The following is an 18,553-nucleotide window of genomic DNA, read 5'->3' as shown; positions in this document are numbered from 1 at the left end:
TCAATTTGATTGGTGAACACCTTTTCTCTCCGTCAGGTAATAAAGCGCCGGCAAGGCAAACAACGTGATCAGCGTGGAGCAGAGCAGTCCATATACGATCACGGTGGCCAGCGGCCTTTGCACATCAGACCCAATGCCGGTAGCCAGGGATGCAGGCAGCAGGCCCAGCGTGGCCACCGTGGCCGTCATTAATACAGGCCGGAAACGGTCCCTGGCAGCTTGTATCACGGCCTCTTTCAGCGATGGCAGCTCTGCGCGCAACTGGTTCATCTGTGACACCATCAGTACCCCGTTCTGGACCGCCACGCCGAACAAGGCGATGAAACCCACTGCGGACGACACATTGAGCGTCATGCCACGCACGTTCAGCGCCAGCATGCCGCCGAATAACGCTAACGGCACTACGGTGAGGACCAGCGCCGCCTGCCGGGCCACGCCAAATGCGGCATACAACCAGATAAACATCAGCCCCAGCGCCACCGGCACAATAATCGCCAGGCGGCTGTAAGCACGGTTCCTGTTCTCGAACTGTCCTCCCCATGCAATAGTGATATTGTCCTTGTTGTATTTCACCTGCTGGTCTATCCGCTGTTGCGCGCTACGCAGGAAAGTGGTCAGGTCAGTGCCCCGGAGGTTCAGCCGCACGGTCAGGTGCCGTCGTCCCATCTCTCTTGTGATGGTGCTTTCTCCGGTGGCCAGCTGCACTTTGGCCACCTGGGACAATGGTATCTTTATTCCGTCGCCATTGGTGAGCATCAGGTTACCGATCTTTTCCGGTGTATTACGGGCATCTTCCAGGTAACGGCAGCTGATATCATATACCCTGTCACCGGAGAATATCTGCCCTACGGCCTTTCCGCCGACTGCCACTTCTATCAGCTCCGCCACGTCGCTGATGTTGAGGCCATAACGGGCAATAGCGGCGCGGTCGACCTGTATCTGCAACTGCGGCAGCGGCGGCTCCTGGTCAATGGCCAGGTCGGCAGCGCCCGGCACGGTGGCCAGTGTGGCCATCACGGCTTCGGCTGTACGCCGTGTTTCGCGGAAATCTTTGCCATATACTTTTACCACCAGTTCACTATGTGCGCCGGCTATTTTGTCCATCACCCCGTCGATCATCGGCTGACTGAAGCCCACCGTATACCCCGGCATGCCTGCGTAATCAGCTGCCAGCTCTTTGATCAGGTCTTGTTTGGTTTTGCCGGAAGGCCAGTCCCTGTACGGCAGTAAACCGATGGAGCATTCATAGTGCGACGGCGTGAACGGATCGGTGCCATCATCATTGCGTCCTGTCTGCGTCATCATATAAGTCACCTCCGGATGCCGCAATGTCCGCTGCCGCAGGGTGTCAGCCATTTCGCGGGCTTTGGCCAGCGATACGCCGGGTGGCAGCTGTACCTGCAACCAGATGGAGCCTTCATCCAGCGGCGGCAGAAAGTCCTTGCCCACCGTAACACTGAGCGCTGCTGCCGCCGCCAGTATCAGCGCCAGCGGCGCCCATATCTGCCGCGGACGTTCCATCACCCGCTCCATCCGTTGTTGATAAAGATTGGTCAGCTTTTCCAGCCAGCGGTTGTGGTACAGCTGCTGCGGCTTACGGTAAAGCATATACGCCAAGCCCGGTATCAGCAGTAGCGCCACGGCCAAAGCACCCAGCAACGCATACCCTACGGTGAAAGCCATTGGGGTAAACAGCTTCTTTTCCACCCGTTCAAAAGCAAACAAAGGAAGATAAGCGGTGATGATGATCAGCGTGGCAAAAAACACCGGCCGCGCCACTGACCGCGCCTTTTGGGCAAAACTTTTCTCCTCCAGCATTTCCATGGGATGGTCTTCCCGCTGCCGCAGCATGGTCTCCGTCATTACGATGGCGCCATCTACGATGATGCCAAAGTCCACCGCACCAAGCGACAGCAGGTTGGCCGGTATATGCGTGAAATGCATCAGGATAAAGGCAAACAATAAGCTCAGCGGAATAGTCACCGCCACCAGCAAAGCTGCTCGCCAGCTGCCAAGAAAAACGATAAGCACGAGCAGTACCAGCGCCATGCCTTCCAGCAGTGTATGCGTGACCGTATTTAATGTTGTGTCCACCAATGCGGTACGGTCCAGGAAGGGGTGGATTTTCACGCCGGGCGGCAGTCCGCCGTTGTTCAGTTCCTCCACTGCTTTATGCACACCGTCTAGCACTTTGGACGGATTTTGTCCTTTCAGCAGCAGCACAATGCCTTCTATACTTTCGCTATAATGCCGTTGATGATCAGTAAAACCCAATACGCCTTTACGTTCAAGATTGCCGTAGCGTAGTTTGCCGATGTCCTGTAAAAAGAGGGGCACGCCCTGCTGCGACTGTATCACCGTTTTACCGATATCATCGAGCGATTTCATGAGGCCGATGCCTCGCACCACATAACCCAGGTCGCCGCGTTCCAACACGCTGCCCCCGCTGTTGCTGTTATTGTTGTTAATAGCTTCGGTGACAGTATGCAGCGGCAGATGGTACTGTTCCATCTTCTGCGGGTCCAGCTCCACCTGGTATTGTGTGGTGATGCCACCGAAGTTGGTCACATCGGCCACGCCGGTCACCTGTTTAATGCGGGGGATGATGACCCAGTTTTGCAGGTCTGTCAATGTCCGCAGGTCCACCTGATCACTTTCAATGATGTAACGGTAAATTTCGCCAATGGGCGATGTCAGCGGGTCCAGCCCCGGCTGTGCGCCATAGGGCAGGGTCACATCACCCAGCCTTTCTTTGATGCGTTGCCGCGCCCAGTAGTCGTCCACCCCGTCTTCAAAAACGATGGTGATCATGGAAAGGCCGAAGGTAGAGCGGGACCGCATCACATGCGTGCCCGGCATACCGTTGAGCGCCCGTTCCAGGGGTATGGTGATTTGTTGTTCCACTTCTTCCGCTGCCAGTCCGGGCACCTGCGTCACCACCTGTGAGGTGACATCGGCGATATCCGGGTAAGCTTCTACCGACAGTTGCTGCCAGCTGTACCAGCCGCCGGCGGCGAGTAAGGCAAATAGCGTAGCCATCAGCCAACGTTTTTGTATAGCTGTATCGATCAGTTGTTTCATAAGCCGCTTATTTTACTGCTGAGAGATAGTAGGCGCCCTCGCCTATAATTTTATCGCCGGGCCGCAGGCCGCTGCGGACCACCACCTGCTGACCGGTTGTTTCGCCCGTGATGACTTTGCGGCGTACGTACGTTCCCGGTAGTACCTCCGCCAGTACATAACTGTAGTCGTTGTCCTGCAACACCGCCCTGGCAGGAATAGTCAACACTTTCTCCGGCGCATCTTTAAAACTGACACTGGCGTACATGCCCGGCTTCAGCTGATGTGCAGGGTTATTGCATAACATCAGTACATCTGCCGCGCGGGTGTTTTCATCGATGGTACGCCCCACATGAAAGACTGTTCCAGTGAAAGTGGTATCCGGCAATGCTGCCACCTGCATTTGTACCGCATCGCCTTCATGCATAAACCGCAGGTCTTTTTCCTTTACCTGCCCGGCTATCCATACCTGCGCCAGTTGGGCCACCACGGCCACCGGGCCGTCTTCCGCCTTCAGGAACTGGCCGGTGACCAGTTTATTGCTGATCACCTCTCCTGCAATAGGAGCCCTGACAATCAGCGGTTCACCGAGTACCTGCTGTTGGGGGTTGACATTAAACACCTTCAGTGCGGCGGCCGCATTCTCCAGCTCCTGCCGTTGCACCGCCAGGTTGGTATTGGCCTCCTCCAGGTCGCGGGCAGCGCCTACCCCGTGCTGGTGCAGGTCCTGCTGCCGCCGTTGCGCCAGCACCGACTGCTGGCATAACTGGTTTGCCTGGAACCAGGCTTTCTGTGCCGCATAAAAATCAGGGGAAGAAATAGCAAACAAAGGCGCACCCGCATTGACCTTCTCACCCAAACGCACATACGCTTTCACCACCCTGCCGGCAAACGGCGCCGCTATTTCCGCATAGTTGTTAGGGATGGCTTTTACGATACCTGCCGTCAACAGCTGCAGCTGGTAAGGCTTTTCCGTTACCTCAAACAAGTGCAGTTTGGCCGACAAAGGCGCGGCGGCAGGCACCACCACCGTATCTCCCCTGTTCTCCCATGTTACTGTTTCTTTTTCTTTTTCCGGATGATGACAGGACGCAGCCATCAATACCGCGCCGCAAGCTGCAGTAAACCTTTTCATGACGATCTGTTTTTCGTGTATCTGTTACAGTAAGCGCCGCAAAAGTACACACCACGGGCAAAGGCGGCCGTTAGAGATGGTTTAGAATGTTATTAGAAATTCATTAGATCAAAAAAGAGAAAGAAAAAGAGAAAGATAATAACCCCTCCATAAAAAACACTTCCCCCAAAACAATCCAAAACACAACGTAGCCCAGGGCTTCAGCCCTGGGACGCCGTCAAATATGCGGCAGCTCCACGGTAAAAGTAGTGCCATGGCCGGTTTTGGACACTACGCTGATATTCCCCTTGTGCAGGCGCACAATTTTCAGGGCAAGGGACAGCCCGATGCCATTACCTTCAGCATAAGGGCGGTTATCTCCCCGGTAAAAAGGGGTAAATATATGGGGCAGGTCTTCCTTCGACATACCAATTCCTGCATCTGCAAAACGCAGGATGGTATGGGCTTTAAACCAGGTGACCGTAACGGTGGTCTCCGGCGGGGTGGAGAACTTACAACCATTTTCCAGCAGGTTGATAAACGCTACTTTCAGAAGATATTCGTTGCCGTTGACGGACACCATATCATCGTCATCAGCTTCTTCGAAGACCACATTGATTTTATATTCGGGATGTGCCTGTAGGATGGCGCTGCGCGCGTCCATCAGTACTTCATCCAGCCTTATTTCCCGGAAATTGATCTCTGAAGGGTCGTAGCTGGCTTTGGCCAGGTCGAGCAGGCTGTTAGAGAGTTTTACCAGCCGCTGCGCGTCAGCGATAGCGTGGCGCATAGACTGCCGGTATTCTTCTGCGGGCCTGTCGCGGGAGGCGGTGATCTCCAGTTCGGCCATCATGGCGGTCAGCGGCGTACGCAGCTCATGGGAGATATTGGAAACGAATTGTTTCTGTGCATCGAAAGACTGCTCCAGCCGGTCCAGCATGCGGTTGAACGTCTGTGCCAGCTCGGCTATCTCATCTTTGCCTGCGGCGCCGGCGAGGCGCAGGTCCAGGTTGGTGGCGGTAATTTCTTCTACCTTGTCCACCATATCAGATACGGGTTTCAGGGCCTGCCGGGAAAAAAACTGCGCTACCAGGAACACAAACACCACTGCTACCAGAAAGGTGATGGCCAGTGTGCGGAAGAGATGCTGAAGTTGGCGAAGGCCGTATTCATCTTCAGCGGCGGCGGTCACAATATAGTCGGTACCGTTATGAGGGTACAGGAAACCCACTACCTGTAAGCGTCCTGCATGAAAAGTGATCTCCCTGTCCCTGATGATCTCTTCGATCATCTGCCGGGTTTCTTTTACTTTATCAATATTCACCGCGTCGTGGTACAGGAGGTTAAAAGCGGTGTCATAGACAGCCACTTCCTCCTGGGAACGGGAACCGGCGGTATTTTTATAGATCAGCTGCAATACTTCAGGGCTGACTTTTGCGTCCAGCAGGAGGTTGGCTTTCGTAACGGCTTGCTGTTGCAGGGTTTTGTAGTATTCGTCTTCCCGGTCATGGGAGTACGAAACATATACCACCCAGGCAAACAGCAGCAACAGGGCGGCTATCATACCAGTGAACAATAAGGTGAGCCTGTTACGGATCTTCATGGTCAGCCTGCTTTAAAAATGAATCCCATACCGGGTTTCGTATGGATCAGTTTTACGTCGAACGCTTTGTCTACCTTTTTGCGGAGGTAGTTGATATATACATCGATGAAATTGGTGCCGGTATCGAAATGTGTTTCCCACACTTTCTCTGCTATTTCTGCGCGGGAGAGCACTCTTTCCCTGTTTTGCAGCATAAATTCCAGAAGCCGGAATTCTTTGGGCGTGAGGCTGATCTCCTGGCCGTTGCGGGTAACGTTTTTCGTTTGCAGGTCCATTTCCAGGTCTGCATATTTCAGTACGGTGGATTGCGGTGTAACCGGGCCGGGGGTGCGTTTGAGCAGTGCGCGGATACGTACCAGCAGCTCCCGCAGGTCGAAGGGTTTCACGAGGTAGTCGTCAGCGCCGGCATCGAAGCCTTCCACTTTATCATCGGTGGTGCCTAACGCGGTGAGCATGAGGATGGGAATGGAGGGCAGGGCCGTCCGTATGGCGCGACTTAGTTCTAGTCCGTTGATACGGGGCAACACGATATCGGTGATGACCAGGTCAAAACCGCCGCCCAGCGCCAGCTTCAGTCCTGCCTCCCCGTCCCATGCCAGTGTAACGGTATAGCCTTGCTCTTCCAGACCGCGCCGGATAAGTGCTCCTACGCGTTCTTCATCTTCTATGACTAATATCTTCATGATGCAGAAAAGCCAAAGCTATCCATTTTTTCTTTCTTAAGGTACAAAATGGTCCCATGCCGCTTTCGCGATATCGGCGATGGTCTTCTCCCGGGTTTGCTGATCGGCGTAGGAGTCCCTGATGAACACGGAGATCACCATATGCTGACCGTTGGGCAGTGTGATGATGCCTGCGTCGTTGGTAGCACGGGTAAGGCCGTTCTCCGTGCCGGAGGTGCCGGTCTTGTGTGCCACCACGGTACCTGCCGGCAGCTTCGCTTTCAGCCGTCTTGCGCCCGGGCCGGAATTCACCAGCAGGTCGAGCAGGAAATGGAAGCTGCTGTCGGACAATACATGGCCTGTGTAGAATTTTTTAAACAGGGCATTCATGGCGTCCGGCGTACACCAGTTCTGGTACTGCATAGGTTCATTGGGCACCTGTACTTTTTCTGTCAATGCGATGGACATGTCCTTAATGCCAAGGCTATGCACGTACTGGTCGGCCGCCTTAGTGCCGCCGATGAGGCGCAGCAGCACATCGCAGGCCGAGCCGTCGCTTTCCGCCACGTTGTAGCGCAGCAGTTCCGCCACCGTTACGTCCACGTTGCCGGCAGGATGCTCGTCGCGCAGCGGGCTGTGGCCGGGCTTGGGAATGTAGTCCGACGGCAATACTTTAACAGACTGTTGTAGCTGCAGCTTGCCCTGGTCTACCTGCTGCAATACCGCCATGGCAATGGGGAACTTGTAAACGCTTTGCATCGGGAACCGCTGGATGCTGTTGTACCCCATCCGCTGGCCGGTTTCCAGCACCTGGACTGAGACACCTACTTTACCTTTAGCCGCTTCGGCGATGACTGCAAATTGCTGGGGAAGGGTGTTTTTTGTTTGAGCGATAGACAGAAGAGGGCATATCAGCATGATAGCCAGACAGGAAAGTGGGCGCATGAACATACAAAGGGTGGATTAAAATTAAGGACTACAAAGGTATTTAAAACACCGCTGTTCTATTGCGTTAATTTAACCGTTATTTATCCAGCTGTTCACATTTTTTAGCCAATAGGGCGTGTGTTTCATTTTACATTTAGAATTTCCCGGATCAGGTATTAATTTTAGCCTTTAAAACGAAAGGCTTTGAGCAAACCAATACTAGTTATAAAGTTCGGCACAGCGTCTATCACCCATGCCAACGGTGATCTGGACGAAACTGTCATAGCCGGCATCGCCCGTCAGGTGGCGGAACTGCATCAGCAATATCATATTGTGCTGGTGTCTTCCGGCGCGGTGGCCGCGGGCAAACAATACATGAAGGAGTACGAAGGCACTATCAGCCAGCGCAAGGCAGCTGCCGCCATCGGCAACCCGCTGCTGCTGAGTAAATACAGCCGTTATTTTGCTCCGTACAATATCGCGGTGGCGCAGAGCCTCTGTGAACGGCAGCATTTCTCCAACAGGGACCAGTTCCTGCAGCTGAAGCGTACCTACGAAGAGCTGTGGGCCAATAATATTATCCCTATTGCCAATGAAAACGATGTAGTGAGCAGCCTGGAGCTGAAATTCTCCGACAACGACGAACTGGCCACGCTGATCGCCGTAGGCTTTGGCGCCTCCCTCCTGCTTTTCAGCACCAGCGTGGCGGGAGTGCTGGACCGTGAAGGCCAGGTAGTGCCGCAGATAGACGTGATCGACAAAACCGCCTTATCGCTGGCCGACAAGGAAAAATCAGCGCTGGGACTGGGCGGCATGGTGTCCAAGCTCACCTTTGCCCGGCTGGCCACCCGCATGGGCATCCGTGTGGTGATCTTCGGTATCCGTACCAACGACGGTATTCTCAATGCCATGGCCGGCAAAACCGGGACGCTCTGTTTACCACAGCCCTGCAGCATGCCTGCCCGCAGAAAATGGCTCGCCAGCGGCAGCCTCGTTACCGGCAGGATACTGATCGACGCCGGCGCGCAACAGGCGCTGGAGAGCCGTCACAGCCTGCTCGCCGTGGGCGTGAAGGAAGTAGTGGAAAAATTTGAATGTGGCGAAGTGATAGAGATCATTAATGAAGATAATATAGCCATCGCCGTAGGCAGGGCCAAAATATCTTCCGATATACTGGAAACAAATCACAAAGCACAAAACACAGAAGTAGCACATGCCGACGATATTGTGCTGTTATAAATGTAATGTATCATGACGATCCAACCCCTTTTAGAGAAGGCCCGGCAGGCCACAGTGTCTATCCGGACACTGCCCGACGCGCAGAAACAGGCACTCCTGCAACAGCTGTCCCGTACCCTGCATGAAAATATCCCCGCTATCATGGCGGCCAACCAAAAGGACCTGGACCTGATGCCGGACGAAGATCCAAAGAAAGACCGGTTGCTGCTCAATGCCCCGCGCATTCGCAGCCTCGCCGCCAGCCTGCAGGACATCGCCAGGCTTCCGGACCCGGCCAATCAACTGCTGCTGGAAAACCATCTCGACAACGGGCTCCTGATACAGAAAAAGACAGTGCCACTCGGCGTGGTAGGCGTCATTTATGAGTCCCGCCCCAACGTCACAGTAGACGTAGCGGCGCTCTGCATCCGCTCCGGCAACGTATGCGTGCTGCGCGGCGGCTCCGATGCCATCCATACCAACACCATCCTCGTATCCCTGATACAGGAAACACTGCGTGGTTTTAATACCGACGAAAACGCTGTGCAGCTGCTGCCCACCGACCGTGCGCTGGTCACTGAAATGCTGACGGCCTCTCAATATATTGACATCATCATCCCGCGTGGCTCACAGCAGCTGATCGACTTCGTACGTCAGCACTCCCGCGTACCGGTGATAGAAACCGGCGCCGGCGTATGCCACACCTATGTGGAACGCTCTGCCAACCTGGAACAGGCGGCAGGCATCGTGACCAACGCCAAGGTGTCGCGCCCCTCCGTGTGCAACGCACTGGACACCGTACTGGTAGACGAGCCCGTTGCCGCCAGCTTCATCGCTCTGCTGGCGCCACAACTGGCAGCCCATGAAGTGGACATCTATGCAGAACCGGCCGCCTACGCGCTGCTGGAAGCACAACAATACCCGCACCTCCATAAAGCGCAGCCAGAGGATTTCGGCCGCGAATTCCTGTCGCTCAAATGCTCCATCAAAATAGTGCCTGATACAACAGCCGCACTGGCGCATATACAGGAATTCTCTTCCCGCCACTCGGAAGCCATCATCTCCCGCGACCCTATCATCAGTGAACAGTTCCTCAATACCGTGGATGCCGCAGCTGTTTACGTCAACGCCTCCACCCGTTTCACAGACGGCGGCGTATTCGGACTGGGCGCCGAAATCGGCATCTCCACGCAGAAACTGCATGCACGCGGGCCTTTTGCTTTGGAGAAACTGGTAACGGAGAAATGGTTTGTGTATGGCAGCGGACAGGTGAGATAAAAAGTTCAGGCCCATGCGAACTAATGTACAATACAGATAGGTGGATTAACCAATACTATTATAAAAAAACAGGCAGCCTTAAAAGTTACACAACTTTTAAGGCTGCCTGTTTTTAAAGATATTACGCTATCGTCACTTCCGGGTTCAGGTACACGTCCTGGATAGCATTCAGCAAGGCCGCTCCATCCTTCATCGGCCGCTGGAAGGCTTTGCGGCCGGAGATCAGTCCCACGCCGCCGGCTCTTTTATTGATCACAGCTGTCCTTACGGCATCGGCGAGATCAGCGGCACCTTGTGAAGCGCCGCCCGAATTAATGAGGCCCATACGGCCCATGTAGCAGTTAGCTACCTGGTAACGGCAAAGATCGATGGGGTTATTGGATGTCAGTTCGGTATAAATGCGTTCATCCAGTTTACCATAAGAGGAGGTGCCGGTGTTCAGCGCTTTGTAACCTCCATTTACTTCCGGTAGTTTTTGTTTGATGATATCCGCCTGGATGGTCACCCCGAGGTGATTGGCCTGACCGGTGAGGTCTGCTGCCAGGTGGTAGTCCACATCTTTTTTGAAAGCATCGTTGCGGAGATAGCACCACAGGATGGTGGCCATTCCCAGCTCGTGGGCCAGCTCAAAAGCCTGCGCTACTTCCACCAGCTGCCGGTCGGCATTGTCCGAGCCGAAATAGATAGTGGCGCCAACAGCCGCGGCGCCGAGGTTCCACGCTTCCTGGACAGTGCCATACATCACCTGGTCGGCTTTATTCGGATAAGTGAGCAGTTCGTTATGATTGATTTTAACGATGAACGGAATGCGGTGCGCATACCGGCGCGATACGGAAGCCAGCACACCAAAGGTGGAGGCGACGGCATTGCAACCGCCTTCTATGGCCAGTTTCACAATATTTTCAGGATCAAAATAAGCGGGATTTTTGGCGAAGGAAGCGCCCGCGCTGTGTTCCACGCCCTGGTCTACCGGCAGGACGGACATGTAACCAGTGCCAGCCAGCCGGCCGGAATTAAACAGCTGCCCCAGGCTGCGCAATACCTGCGGATTGCGGCTGGAAGGCTGATAGATACGATTGACCGTATCCGGTCCCGGCAGATGCAGCATGTCTTTGGAGATGGTCTTGCTTTCGTGTTGTAAAAGTATATCGCTATCTTTACCCAGCAACTCACTGATATTTTCCAAGGATAACATAACAGAATCTTTTTTGGTTAGACTTAAATGTAAGGATTTAATCCCGCACAAAAACATCGCGAGGAAAATTCTGACGGACACTCGCTTCTACCATATTTGATCATCCATCTTTTAAAGTAACAACAGATGAAAACAGTATTTATGACGGGTGTCACCGGTTATATCGGCGGCTCCGTGGCGGCCCGGCTCCTGAAAGCAGGTTACAAGGTCAGCGGACTGGCAAGAAATGAAAAAGACTTTCCGGCGTTGACAGCTGTAGGTATTCAACCAGTGACCGGTTCTCTTGATGATGAAGCGGTCATCGCGCGGGAAGCGGCAGCGGCAGACGCTGTGATCAATACCGCTTCGGCAGACAATCCCTATGTGGTGGCCACTATCCTCGAAACGCTGGCCGGCACCGGCAAAAAGTTCATCCATACGTCCGGCTCCAGTATTGCAGGTGATAAGGCCAGGGGCGCTTATGCCAACATCGAACCATTTACCTTTATCCCTAAAAACCCGCGACTTGAAAAAGCGGCACGGGTAGCCATTGACAGGGCGGTACTGGCGGCAGAAGGCCACTACAGCGTCATATGCCCGACCATGATCTATGGTACCGGCACCGGCATCAAAAAAGATTCGGTACAAGTGCCCATGCTAACGGAAGCCGCAAGGGAAGCGGGGCATGGCGTCCATATCGGCGCCGGTGAAAACCGCTGGTCCAACGTGCATATTGAAGACCTGGCCGACCTCTACCTGCTGACGCTGGAACAAGCGCCTTCCGGTAGCTTTTATTACGCAGAAAACGGTATTCATTCCCTGAAAGAAATAGCTACCGCTATTAGCAAATCGCTGGGTTTCGGCGGAAAGACAGCGTCTATCACGATAGAAGAGGCCATCCGCCGCTGGGGCATAGAGGGCGCACATTTCGGACTGGGGTCCAACAGTATCGTGTCTGCTGTGGCTGCACGCAGCCTGGGCTGGTTACCGGTACACAACAACCTGCTGTCAACGATCGTGCAAAGCGAACGCGACTAAAATTAATAGGGCCGGGGCCTCTCCCGCTCCGGTCTTTCTTCCTGTTCTTCGGATACGGTTTCTGTGCCTTCAAAAGCTCCGCCGGAGCCATCGTGTATAATGACCGGCTCCTCCGGCTGTGTTTCGGTATTATCAGGCTTTGGACTATTCTCAGCGGGTATGATCATTGTTTCCATATGTCAAAATTATGGAATATCCCTGCGCTTTCCGCCTCCTGAGGATGAATTTACCACCTTCGTTGTTTATCTTTGCTACCCTAAAAAACGAGCAGACATTTATGGTGACCCGTATTGCAATTATTCGTCATGGTAGCACATCCTGGAACAAAGCCGGCCGACTGCAGGGATATTCTGATATTCCGCTGGATGAAGAAGGTCTGGAACAGGCCCGCAAACTGGGATCACGCCTCGCCGGACAGCCATGGGACATCGTCTGCTCCAGCCATCTGATCCGCGCCCGGCAAACAGCGGCCGTTCTCGCCGAACAACTGGGCATCGACACCATCTGGCAGGACACCCGCATCGGGGAAGCCGGCGGCGGACTGATAGAAGGCACCACCGAAGAAGAACGGCTGGAAAAATGGGGGCCCGACTGGAAATTGCAGGACCTCGGCATGGAAACCAATGCCTCCGTATTGGAAAGAGGCATGTCTTTTCTGAATGAACTCATCGCCACAGAAAAAGGGAAACAAATTATCATCGTCACCCATGGCAGCTTTATCCGGCAAATGCTGGCCCATCTCCTGCCCCACCTGCCGCCACCGCCACCCATGAAGAACACGTCTATCACCCACCTGGAACTGGCAGGCGATAAATGGGAATGCCCGCTCTTCAACTGCGTGGAACACCTGGAATCCGCGTCATAAAAAAAGGCGCCTCATCTGCTGATGAGACGCCCGGTATAATTGGTTAGTCAGGAACTACTTCACCACTTTCACGCTGATGCGCTCAAAACCACGGGAGATATCTATCAGATAAACACCGGATGGCAAGGTGGAAAGACTGTTCACCTGTATTCTGTTCATGCCTTTGATCACCTGCTCCCTTTGCTCTTTCACGATATGGCCATCGAGACCATATAACCGGACGATCACCGGACCATTCCAGACAGACTGGAAATACAATTGTATACGGTCATCAAACGGACTGGTAGCCGTCAGCATCGGTTTATTTACTGCTTCCTTCATCGTCATCAGGGAAGAACCACCGCTCACATTGACTTTATAGTCCTCTACTTCTCCCTGGTAAGCATCTATGCCACAGGGTTTCACGTTGCTGCCATAGCCCATGCGTACGCGCATCAGGGTTGGACCAGTTTTCGCATTGGCAGGCACGGTGATGGTCTGGCTAAACGGACCGCTGCCACGTTTCACGTATACTTTTTCTGTAGTGTCGTTCAGCTGTTTGTCCCCGTTCCAGTCTATCCATACCGCTACGGAAATGTCAGGCCAGTATTCCACGCCCAGGTTGACCTGCAACTGATAGGACTGTCCGGCTATCACATTCGCGGACAACGCGGTGAAGTCTTTGTAGCCGTCCCATTGTGAACTGTTGTCCAGGTTGGCGAAGCGTACGCGTGTGATGGTATTGTAATTCAATGCCGTGCTGGCAGTGCAATAGTCCTGTACCCGGAGACCGGTGTCCTGCGGCGGCGTGGATGACATCTGGCCTGCCTTGATACTGCCGCCCGGTAATGTATTGTAAGCATAGTCCATCAGCGTATAGCTGGTACCGTTAGCGTTGACTTTAAAACGGAACCACCCATAGAAGTTTTCACCACCGGAAGAGAAAGTGAATCCTGCATAGGCTGTCTGGCCTTTCCATGGCGTATAAGCCGTCGTTACCAGGTCATGCTCGTTAGGATAATCACCACCCGCCACAAAGTTGGACGAATCACTGATGACCGTACCGGCCGCCAGCATCGCGATGTTCCTGGTGGCGCCTACCGTCACTATTGGTTTCTTATAGGTTTCCAGCCGCAGTTTACCGCTGTCGGACCACAGGCCGTAAGCCGCATCCGCGTTGTTATCCACCAGGAAGTAGTACCAGTTGTTGGTAGCGTTAATGGTGTAAGTGGTATCGTTTACGTCCACGTATTTGATCTGGAATGGATCGCGGAAGCTGATGCTGAGCTGTTTCTGGCTGCTGTCAGGCGTTTGCGGGGTGCTGAACGCCGCCTGCAGGAACGTAATGGTAACGGTGGTACTGTTAGCTGCAGCGTTGCTGGTGGCTTTACCGGTAAAGGTTAAACGCGCCGTGGTGTTATTCAGTGCGGTCAGCTGCACACTTAATCCGGCCGGCAGATTGCTGACCGTATAATGCGTGTTGACGGTAAAGTTGCCGGAGCTGATGGCAAAGGTATTGCCCAGTATTCCTACTTCAGCCGTATCCGTTATAGCGCCGTCATTGGAAAGAGCTTCGCGGAAGGCTGTCCTGGACCAGGAAACGGTGGCCTTACCGGCATCACCCGTTCTAATGCTGCCGTTAGGCGCCTGGTTCCATGCATAGTCTTTGATGGTATAACTGCTGCCATCAGCAGCTACGCTGATGCGCATCCATCCATAGCGGGGTTTTCCGCCCATAGTGAACTTCAGGCCAATATAGGCGGTCTTGCCCGCCCATTTGGTATAGGTAGCGCTGTAAATATCGTGTTCATTGGGATAAGCGCCGCCCACCACAAAGTTGGAAGTATCGCCGATCAGCGTGTTGGCAGACAGCGGTGAGATATTAAGCGTAGTGCCTTCGCAGACAGCCGCTTTCTGATAGGTTTCGAAGCGCAGCTTGTTATTATCGAACCAGCCGCCGTATTCCGCATCACCGGCGCCAAAGCTGATGTACTGCCATGGATTGCCGCTGGTGATCGTAACATCGGGATAGTCTGTATAAACGATCTTATAGGGATCAAGGAAGTGGATACCGAAAACTACGTAGCTGCGGTACAGTGAGCTTACACCGCCTTGTATGGCCGCATTCAGGAAAGTGATTTTTACACTGTCATTGTTATTGGCCACCGCGTGCTGACTGGCGTTGCCGGTAAAAGTCAGTATAGCGGTTTTGCTGTTCACCACCTGCACCTGCACCGTCAGACCGGCGGGCACGTTCTGCGTGGTGAAATGCGTACCTGCTGTGAAGGTGCCGCTGCTGATGGCAAACTGTACGCCGCCCAGCAATTTCAGTGTATCCGTTCCCGTGATAGCGCCGTTGTTCACGTCACTTTCGTTGAAGAGCGTAAAGTTGGGCACCAGCCTTTTTACGGAATCAGGTAATAAAGTAGCGGCCAGGTTAGTGGCGCTCCACAGGTTGCTGCGCTGGGCCACGTTACCTGTCAGCGCCGCCAGCATACGGTCGCGCTGTCCTACTGTGAACATTTTAGCACAGGAGGAGTAGTCCATATAGTTCTCAACGTTCGCCACAGATCCGCACCAGTTGGCATTGAGGTTACATCCGCCGAAGTTGGACTGTGTAGGCGGGGTGTCATCCACCTCATCGCCAGGAGCGGTACAACCGTTTTCAAAAGTGTGCTGCAGGTTGAGGAAGTGCCCCACTTCATGCGTCAGCACTCTTTTCATATTGGGCTGGTTGTTTTCTGAGCTGCCCACACCGGGAGCGCCCAGGTAACGCCAGTTGTACACAACACCATCCAGGTGATTGGAAGCGACCCAGTCGTCAGGCAGATAGGTCCATCCTGAATTGTTGTATACTCCTTTCTGTTCCACCTCGCTCACAATCCAGATGTTGAGGTATTTGTTGCCCGGCCAGTAAGAAATGCTTTTTACAGCAGAGCCGGTACCGTCGGGGGAACGGCCGTCCAGGTCATTGTAATGGTAGGTGACCCCATTGGTGGGATTTCCCTGCGGATCAATGTCAGCTAAACGGAAAGTGATATGCAGATTAGCCGCCAGTCCGATAAAACGCGGATCGATAGACGAATAGTCTGCATTGAGCAGGTTATAATCCTGATTGAGGATATCGATGGCGGAGCGGATTTGTTCCATCGTAACCTTATAAGGGTTCACCGGGTCATTGATGTGAAACACTACCGGAATGGTATACTGTACAGGTCCTGCCAGCGCGGCTCTCTGCTGGCGCATAACGGCAATTATCTTTTTTATCTGCGCTTCCTGGTTGATGGCGGCCTGCCGGGAAGCGGGATGTTTTTTGTACAGGTCCTGCATGGCTTTTGAGGAAGCACAGTGATCGGGAAGCGGCGGAAGTCCGGGCTGCTGGGCATTAACCCCATAGCCGGCCACCAGACATAACAAGAGCGTTATTATCTTTCGTGATAAAGGTGACATATAATTGGTTTAAAATGTGGACACAGTAATTGCTATCCGCGGCAGTACGCCGCAGCAACATGTGTAAATAGCAGTAATAGCCGCACATGGCAGCAGGAAATGGGTAGACATAGACACGTTGTGCCTTTGACAGAGGGAAAAATTCTATTTCATAATGTGGTTTTTTATGGGTTGAAAATGGCAATTCAGGATAGCGTAACCCGGCAATACCGGTGAGGGCCGGGCATCGGCAAACAAGAGCAGATTGATTCTATTTGGTTGATATCACAGGCGTCAGGTCCTCGGTTTGTGCTCTACATACAACAACGTTACGAATTTAACGGAGTATGGATAAACCGGATGCCATGAAATTGATGAGTTATAGGCGGATATTAACCGGGTTAAAAAACGGATAGTGGTAAGCGTTAGATGAATATAAAATCCCAGGGCTAAAGCCCTGGGAATGATAAATGAATTTTCTGCATTTATAAATTATTGCGCGGTCCCTGTAAACGTAATAACGCTTGCAGGCGGCACTACCACTACAAAGCTACCATCAGCCTGTGCTGCTACCGGTGCGCTTTGTTGCCAGTGAGTGGTGGTATTATCGGCAGTCAGGTAAGAAGTGATCTGATTGCTGGCGAAGCCCGACAGTTTAATACGGGTACGGGTTTCAGCGCCGCCCGGGTTCACCACTACCACGCTGAATTTGCCGGTGGCCGGATCTTTCCAGGCTGACACCTTCAGCGTGGAGTTGTTGGCCAGTGCGGAATTGAACCGATAATACCCGGCATGTACGAACCTGGAATATTGTCCCATAACGTCATAGGTTTTAGGGTAGTCCAGTGAACCGTCACTGTTGGTACAGATCAGCGATTCGTTATTCCGGATGGCCAGCATCCCTAACCAGTACACATAGGCGTTCACGTTACATTCTGCCAGGAACTTGTGCATGTTGGTGGCGAGCTTCAGGCCGCCGGTCATGGTGGCGTCATATACACCGCTGTCATCGCAGGCTTCTGTTACCCATGTAGGACGGTTGCCGGTGGCGTAGTTCCATGTTTGCGGGTTCTGATTCAGTCCGCGTTTGCCCAGGATCAGGTCTCCGATCTCCACATAACCGTGTCCGGCGAGAATATCGACTTTGCTTTTGTCCATACCGGAGAGGAAGCTGTTGGCGGTGCCCCATGCAGCATTTTCAGAAGAGATGATTTTTACGGTGCTCAGTCCTTTGGCGTTTAAAGCAGGACGGAGATTGTTGGTGATAAATTCTCCCAGATGTGAGGCGGTCCAATAGGAAGCAGGCCAGTCAGAGAATACGTTCTCCGGTTCATTGCTCGGTGATACCGCGTAGAAGTTGACGCCTTCGTTTTGATAGGCTTTGGTGAAGCCTGCCACGTAGTTGGCGAAGTCTGTGGAGCAGCAGCTGTAGTTAAGGCCGTTGAAGTTTTTGGCGCTCTCCTGGGAAGTATTGTTTTTCATGGACAATGGCGGCGTCCAGGTGCTGGCGATCATAATAGGCACCTGGTAACGCTCTTTCAGTTTCTTCAGTATCCAAAGCTGCGCCAGTTGCGCTTTCTGGTTACCATTAAGGGCCTGGTAGGCAGCGCTGGAAGCATCCATGTCGATGGTAGTACCTGCCGGCTGGATTGTCACCGTGCCGGTTGTTTTGTCGAACGGATAATGGTACATCACTTCACCACGTACGATATTCAGCTGCAAACCGTCAGCACCCCAGAGCTGTTGCATGATGGTGTCGCGCTTAGGCGACTCAAAGAAAGGCGTAGCACGGCCGGCAAACGCGCCGAAACCTTCCATGCGCTGATAGGTGGTGCCCCAGTTCAGGGTAATGTTGGCAGTGTCGGTGCTGACTGCGGCAGCTACCACCTGGTTAGAGAGTTTACCGTCGGCAGCGGTCTTCAGGTCGTCCCGCATACTTTTGGAACATGCGGAGGCCAATACCATGGCCAATAAGGACAAGGAAATTCCTGGCAGATTTTTTTTCATTGTTACGAGGGTTTGGGTTTTATGGAAATAGGGTAAAGTGAATTACGAGTTTAAAATATCTATACTTTTCCAAAAATTGTTCACTGGCGCCGACAGTCAAAACACAGGTATCTATCTACCTCTTTTTTAAAAATAGTAATTATTTAGTTAACAAAAACTATACTTTTACAAAAAGGATAGTGATAACACAAATTTAATC

Annotated in this window: 13 protein-coding genes; 4 read left to right on the top strand and 9 right to left on the bottom strand. The window is 53.2% G+C overall.

Going from position 1 to position 18,553, the window contains the following annotated elements:
• The 5 genes from ACTJJS_RS09890 to bla all read right to left on the bottom strand — a co-directional run bounded on the left by ACTJJS_RS09890 (window position 1) and on the right by bla (window position 7,390).
• Window positions 1-3,081, bottom strand: a complete 3,081-nt coding sequence (locus ACTJJS_RS09890; protein WP_440663542.1) for an efflux RND transporter permease subunit — start codon at window positions 3,079-3,081, stop codon at window positions 1-3.
• Between the two features lie 7 nt (window positions 3,082-3,088).
• Entirely contained in the window at window positions 3,089-4,195 is a 1,107-nt protein-coding gene (locus ACTJJS_RS09885; protein WP_440663540.1) for an efflux RND transporter periplasmic adaptor subunit, read from the bottom strand.
• A gap of 217 nt (window positions 4,196-4,412) precedes the next feature.
• On the bottom strand, window positions 4,413-5,777 hold the full coding sequence (locus tag ACTJJS_RS09880) for a HAMP domain-containing sensor histidine kinase (RefSeq protein ID WP_440663539.1): 1,365 nt from the start codon (window positions 5,775-5,777) through the stop codon (window positions 4,413-4,415).
• A gap of 2 nt (window positions 5,778-5,779) precedes the next feature.
• On the bottom strand, window positions 5,780-6,460 hold the full coding sequence (locus tag ACTJJS_RS09875; RefSeq protein ID WP_440663538.1) for a response regulator transcription factor: 681 nt from the start codon (window positions 6,458-6,460) through the stop codon (window positions 5,780-5,782).
• A 36-nt stretch (window positions 6,461-6,496) separates the two neighbouring features.
• Window positions 6,497-7,390, bottom strand: a complete 894-nt coding sequence (gene bla, locus ACTJJS_RS09870; protein WP_440663537.1) for a class A beta-lactamase — start codon at window positions 7,388-7,390, stop codon at window positions 6,497-6,499.
• 180 nt (window positions 7,391-7,570) lie between these two features.
• Here bla and proB point away from each other — a divergent pair, with 180 nt between their 5' ends.
• Together proB and ACTJJS_RS09860 are read left to right on the top strand one after the other, a co-directional pair.
• A complete protein-coding gene (proB, locus tag ACTJJS_RS09865) occupies window positions 7,571-8,605 on the top strand; it encodes a glutamate 5-kinase (protein WP_168872767.1) in 1,035 nt (344 codons plus the stop codon).
• A 12-nt stretch (window positions 8,606-8,617) separates the two neighbouring features.
• Window positions 8,618-9,862, top strand: coding sequence for a glutamate-5-semialdehyde dehydrogenase (locus tag ACTJJS_RS09860; RefSeq protein ID WP_440663536.1), 1,245 nt, complete (start codon window positions 8,618-8,620; stop codon window positions 9,860-9,862).
• A gap of 121 nt (window positions 9,863-9,983) precedes the next feature.
• Here ACTJJS_RS09860 and ACTJJS_RS09855 read toward each other — a convergent pair whose 3' ends face one another.
• On the bottom strand, window positions 9,984-11,057 hold the full coding sequence (locus ACTJJS_RS09855; RefSeq protein ID WP_440663535.1) for a class I fructose-bisphosphate aldolase: 1,074 nt from the start codon (window positions 11,055-11,057) through the stop codon (window positions 9,984-9,986).
• Between the two features lie 126 nt (window positions 11,058-11,183).
• Here ACTJJS_RS09855 and ACTJJS_RS09850 point away from each other — a divergent pair, with 126 nt between their 5' ends.
• Complete coding sequence (locus tag ACTJJS_RS09850; protein ID WP_440663534.1) at window positions 11,184-12,074, top strand: NAD-dependent epimerase/dehydratase family protein; 891 nt, start codon at window positions 11,184-11,186, stop codon at window positions 12,072-12,074.
• A 2-nt stretch (window positions 12,075-12,076) separates the two neighbouring features.
• Here the strand turns inward: ACTJJS_RS09850 and ACTJJS_RS09845 are convergent, their stop codons facing one another.
• Complete coding sequence (locus ACTJJS_RS09845) at window positions 12,077-12,250, bottom strand: hypothetical protein (protein WP_440663533.1); 174 nt, start codon at window positions 12,248-12,250, stop codon at window positions 12,077-12,079.
• 101 nt (window positions 12,251-12,351) lie between these two features.
• Between ACTJJS_RS09845 and ACTJJS_RS09840 the strand changes: the two genes are divergently transcribed.
• Complete coding sequence (locus ACTJJS_RS09840; protein ID WP_211092683.1) at window positions 12,352-12,939, top strand: histidine phosphatase family protein; 588 nt, start codon at window positions 12,352-12,354, stop codon at window positions 12,937-12,939.
• 54 nt (window positions 12,940-12,993) lie between these two features.
• On the opposite strand, the gene ACTJJS_RS09835 is transcribed toward ACTJJS_RS09840, so the two are convergent.
• Both ACTJJS_RS09835 and ACTJJS_RS09830 read right to left on the bottom strand, forming a co-directional pair.
• A complete protein-coding gene (locus ACTJJS_RS09835; protein ID WP_440663532.1) occupies window positions 12,994-16,368 on the bottom strand; it encodes a M43 family zinc metalloprotease in 3,375 nt (1,124 codons plus the stop codon).
• A 471-nt stretch (window positions 16,369-16,839) separates the two neighbouring features.
• Window positions 16,840-18,354 carry a glycoside hydrolase gene (locus tag ACTJJS_RS09830; RefSeq protein ID WP_440663531.1) on the bottom strand — a complete coding sequence of 505 codons (1,515 nt, stop codon included), beginning with the start codon at window positions 18,352-18,354 and terminating at the stop codon, window positions 16,840-16,842.
• Window positions 18,355-18,553 lie beyond the last annotated feature (199 nt).

The sequence above is a fragment of the Chitinophaga sp. 22308 genome (assembly GCF_052045305.1).
In the GTDB taxonomy this organism is placed as follows: Bacteria; Bacteroidota; Bacteroidia; order Chitinophagales; family Chitinophagaceae; genus Chitinophaga; species Chitinophaga varians_A.
This window is presented reverse-complemented; position numbering and strand designations above follow the sequence as displayed.

Excerpts from the sequence above, each read along its gene's own strand:
- ACTJJS_RS09890 (WP_440663542.1), bottom strand. The coding sequence starts at position 3,081 with ATGAAACAACTGATCGATACAGCTATACAAAAACGTTGGCTGATGGCT.
- ACTJJS_RS09885 (WP_440663540.1), bottom strand. The coding sequence starts at position 4,195 with ATGAAAAGGTTTACTGCAGCTTGCGGCGCGGTATTGATGGCTGCGTCC.
- ACTJJS_RS09880 (WP_440663539.1), bottom strand. The coding sequence starts at position 5,777 with ATGAAGATCCGTAACAGGCTCACCTTATTGTTCACTGGTATGATAGCC.
- ACTJJS_RS09875 (WP_440663538.1), bottom strand. The coding sequence starts at position 6,460 with ATGAAGATATTAGTCATAGAAGATGAAGAACGCGTAGGAGCACTTATC.
- bla (WP_440663537.1), bottom strand. The coding sequence starts at position 7,390 with ATGTTCATGCGCCCACTTTCCTGTCTGGCTATCATGCTGATATGCCCT.
- ACTJJS_RS09860 (WP_440663536.1), top strand. The coding sequence starts at position 8,618 with ATGACGATCCAACCCCTTTTAGAGAAGGCCCGGCAGGCCACAGTGTCT.
- ACTJJS_RS09855 (WP_440663535.1), bottom strand. The coding sequence starts at position 11,057 with ATGTTATCCTTGGAAAATATCAGTGAGTTGCTGGGTAAAGATAGCGAT.
- ACTJJS_RS09850 (WP_440663534.1), top strand. The coding sequence starts at position 11,184 with ATGAAAACAGTATTTATGACGGGTGTCACCGGTTATATCGGCGGCTCC.
- ACTJJS_RS09845 (WP_440663533.1), bottom strand. The coding sequence starts at position 12,250 with ATGGAAACAATGATCATACCCGCTGAGAATAGTCCAAAGCCTGATAAT.
- ACTJJS_RS09840 (WP_211092683.1), top strand. The coding sequence starts at position 12,352 with ATGGTGACCCGTATTGCAATTATTCGTCATGGTAGCACATCCTGGAAC.
- ACTJJS_RS09835 (WP_440663532.1), bottom strand. The coding sequence starts at position 16,368 with ATGTCACCTTTATCACGAAAGATAATAACGCTCTTGTTATGTCTGGTG.
- ACTJJS_RS09830 (WP_440663531.1), bottom strand. The coding sequence starts at position 18,354 with ATGAAAAAAAATCTGCCAGGAATTTCCTTGTCCTTATTGGCCATGGTA.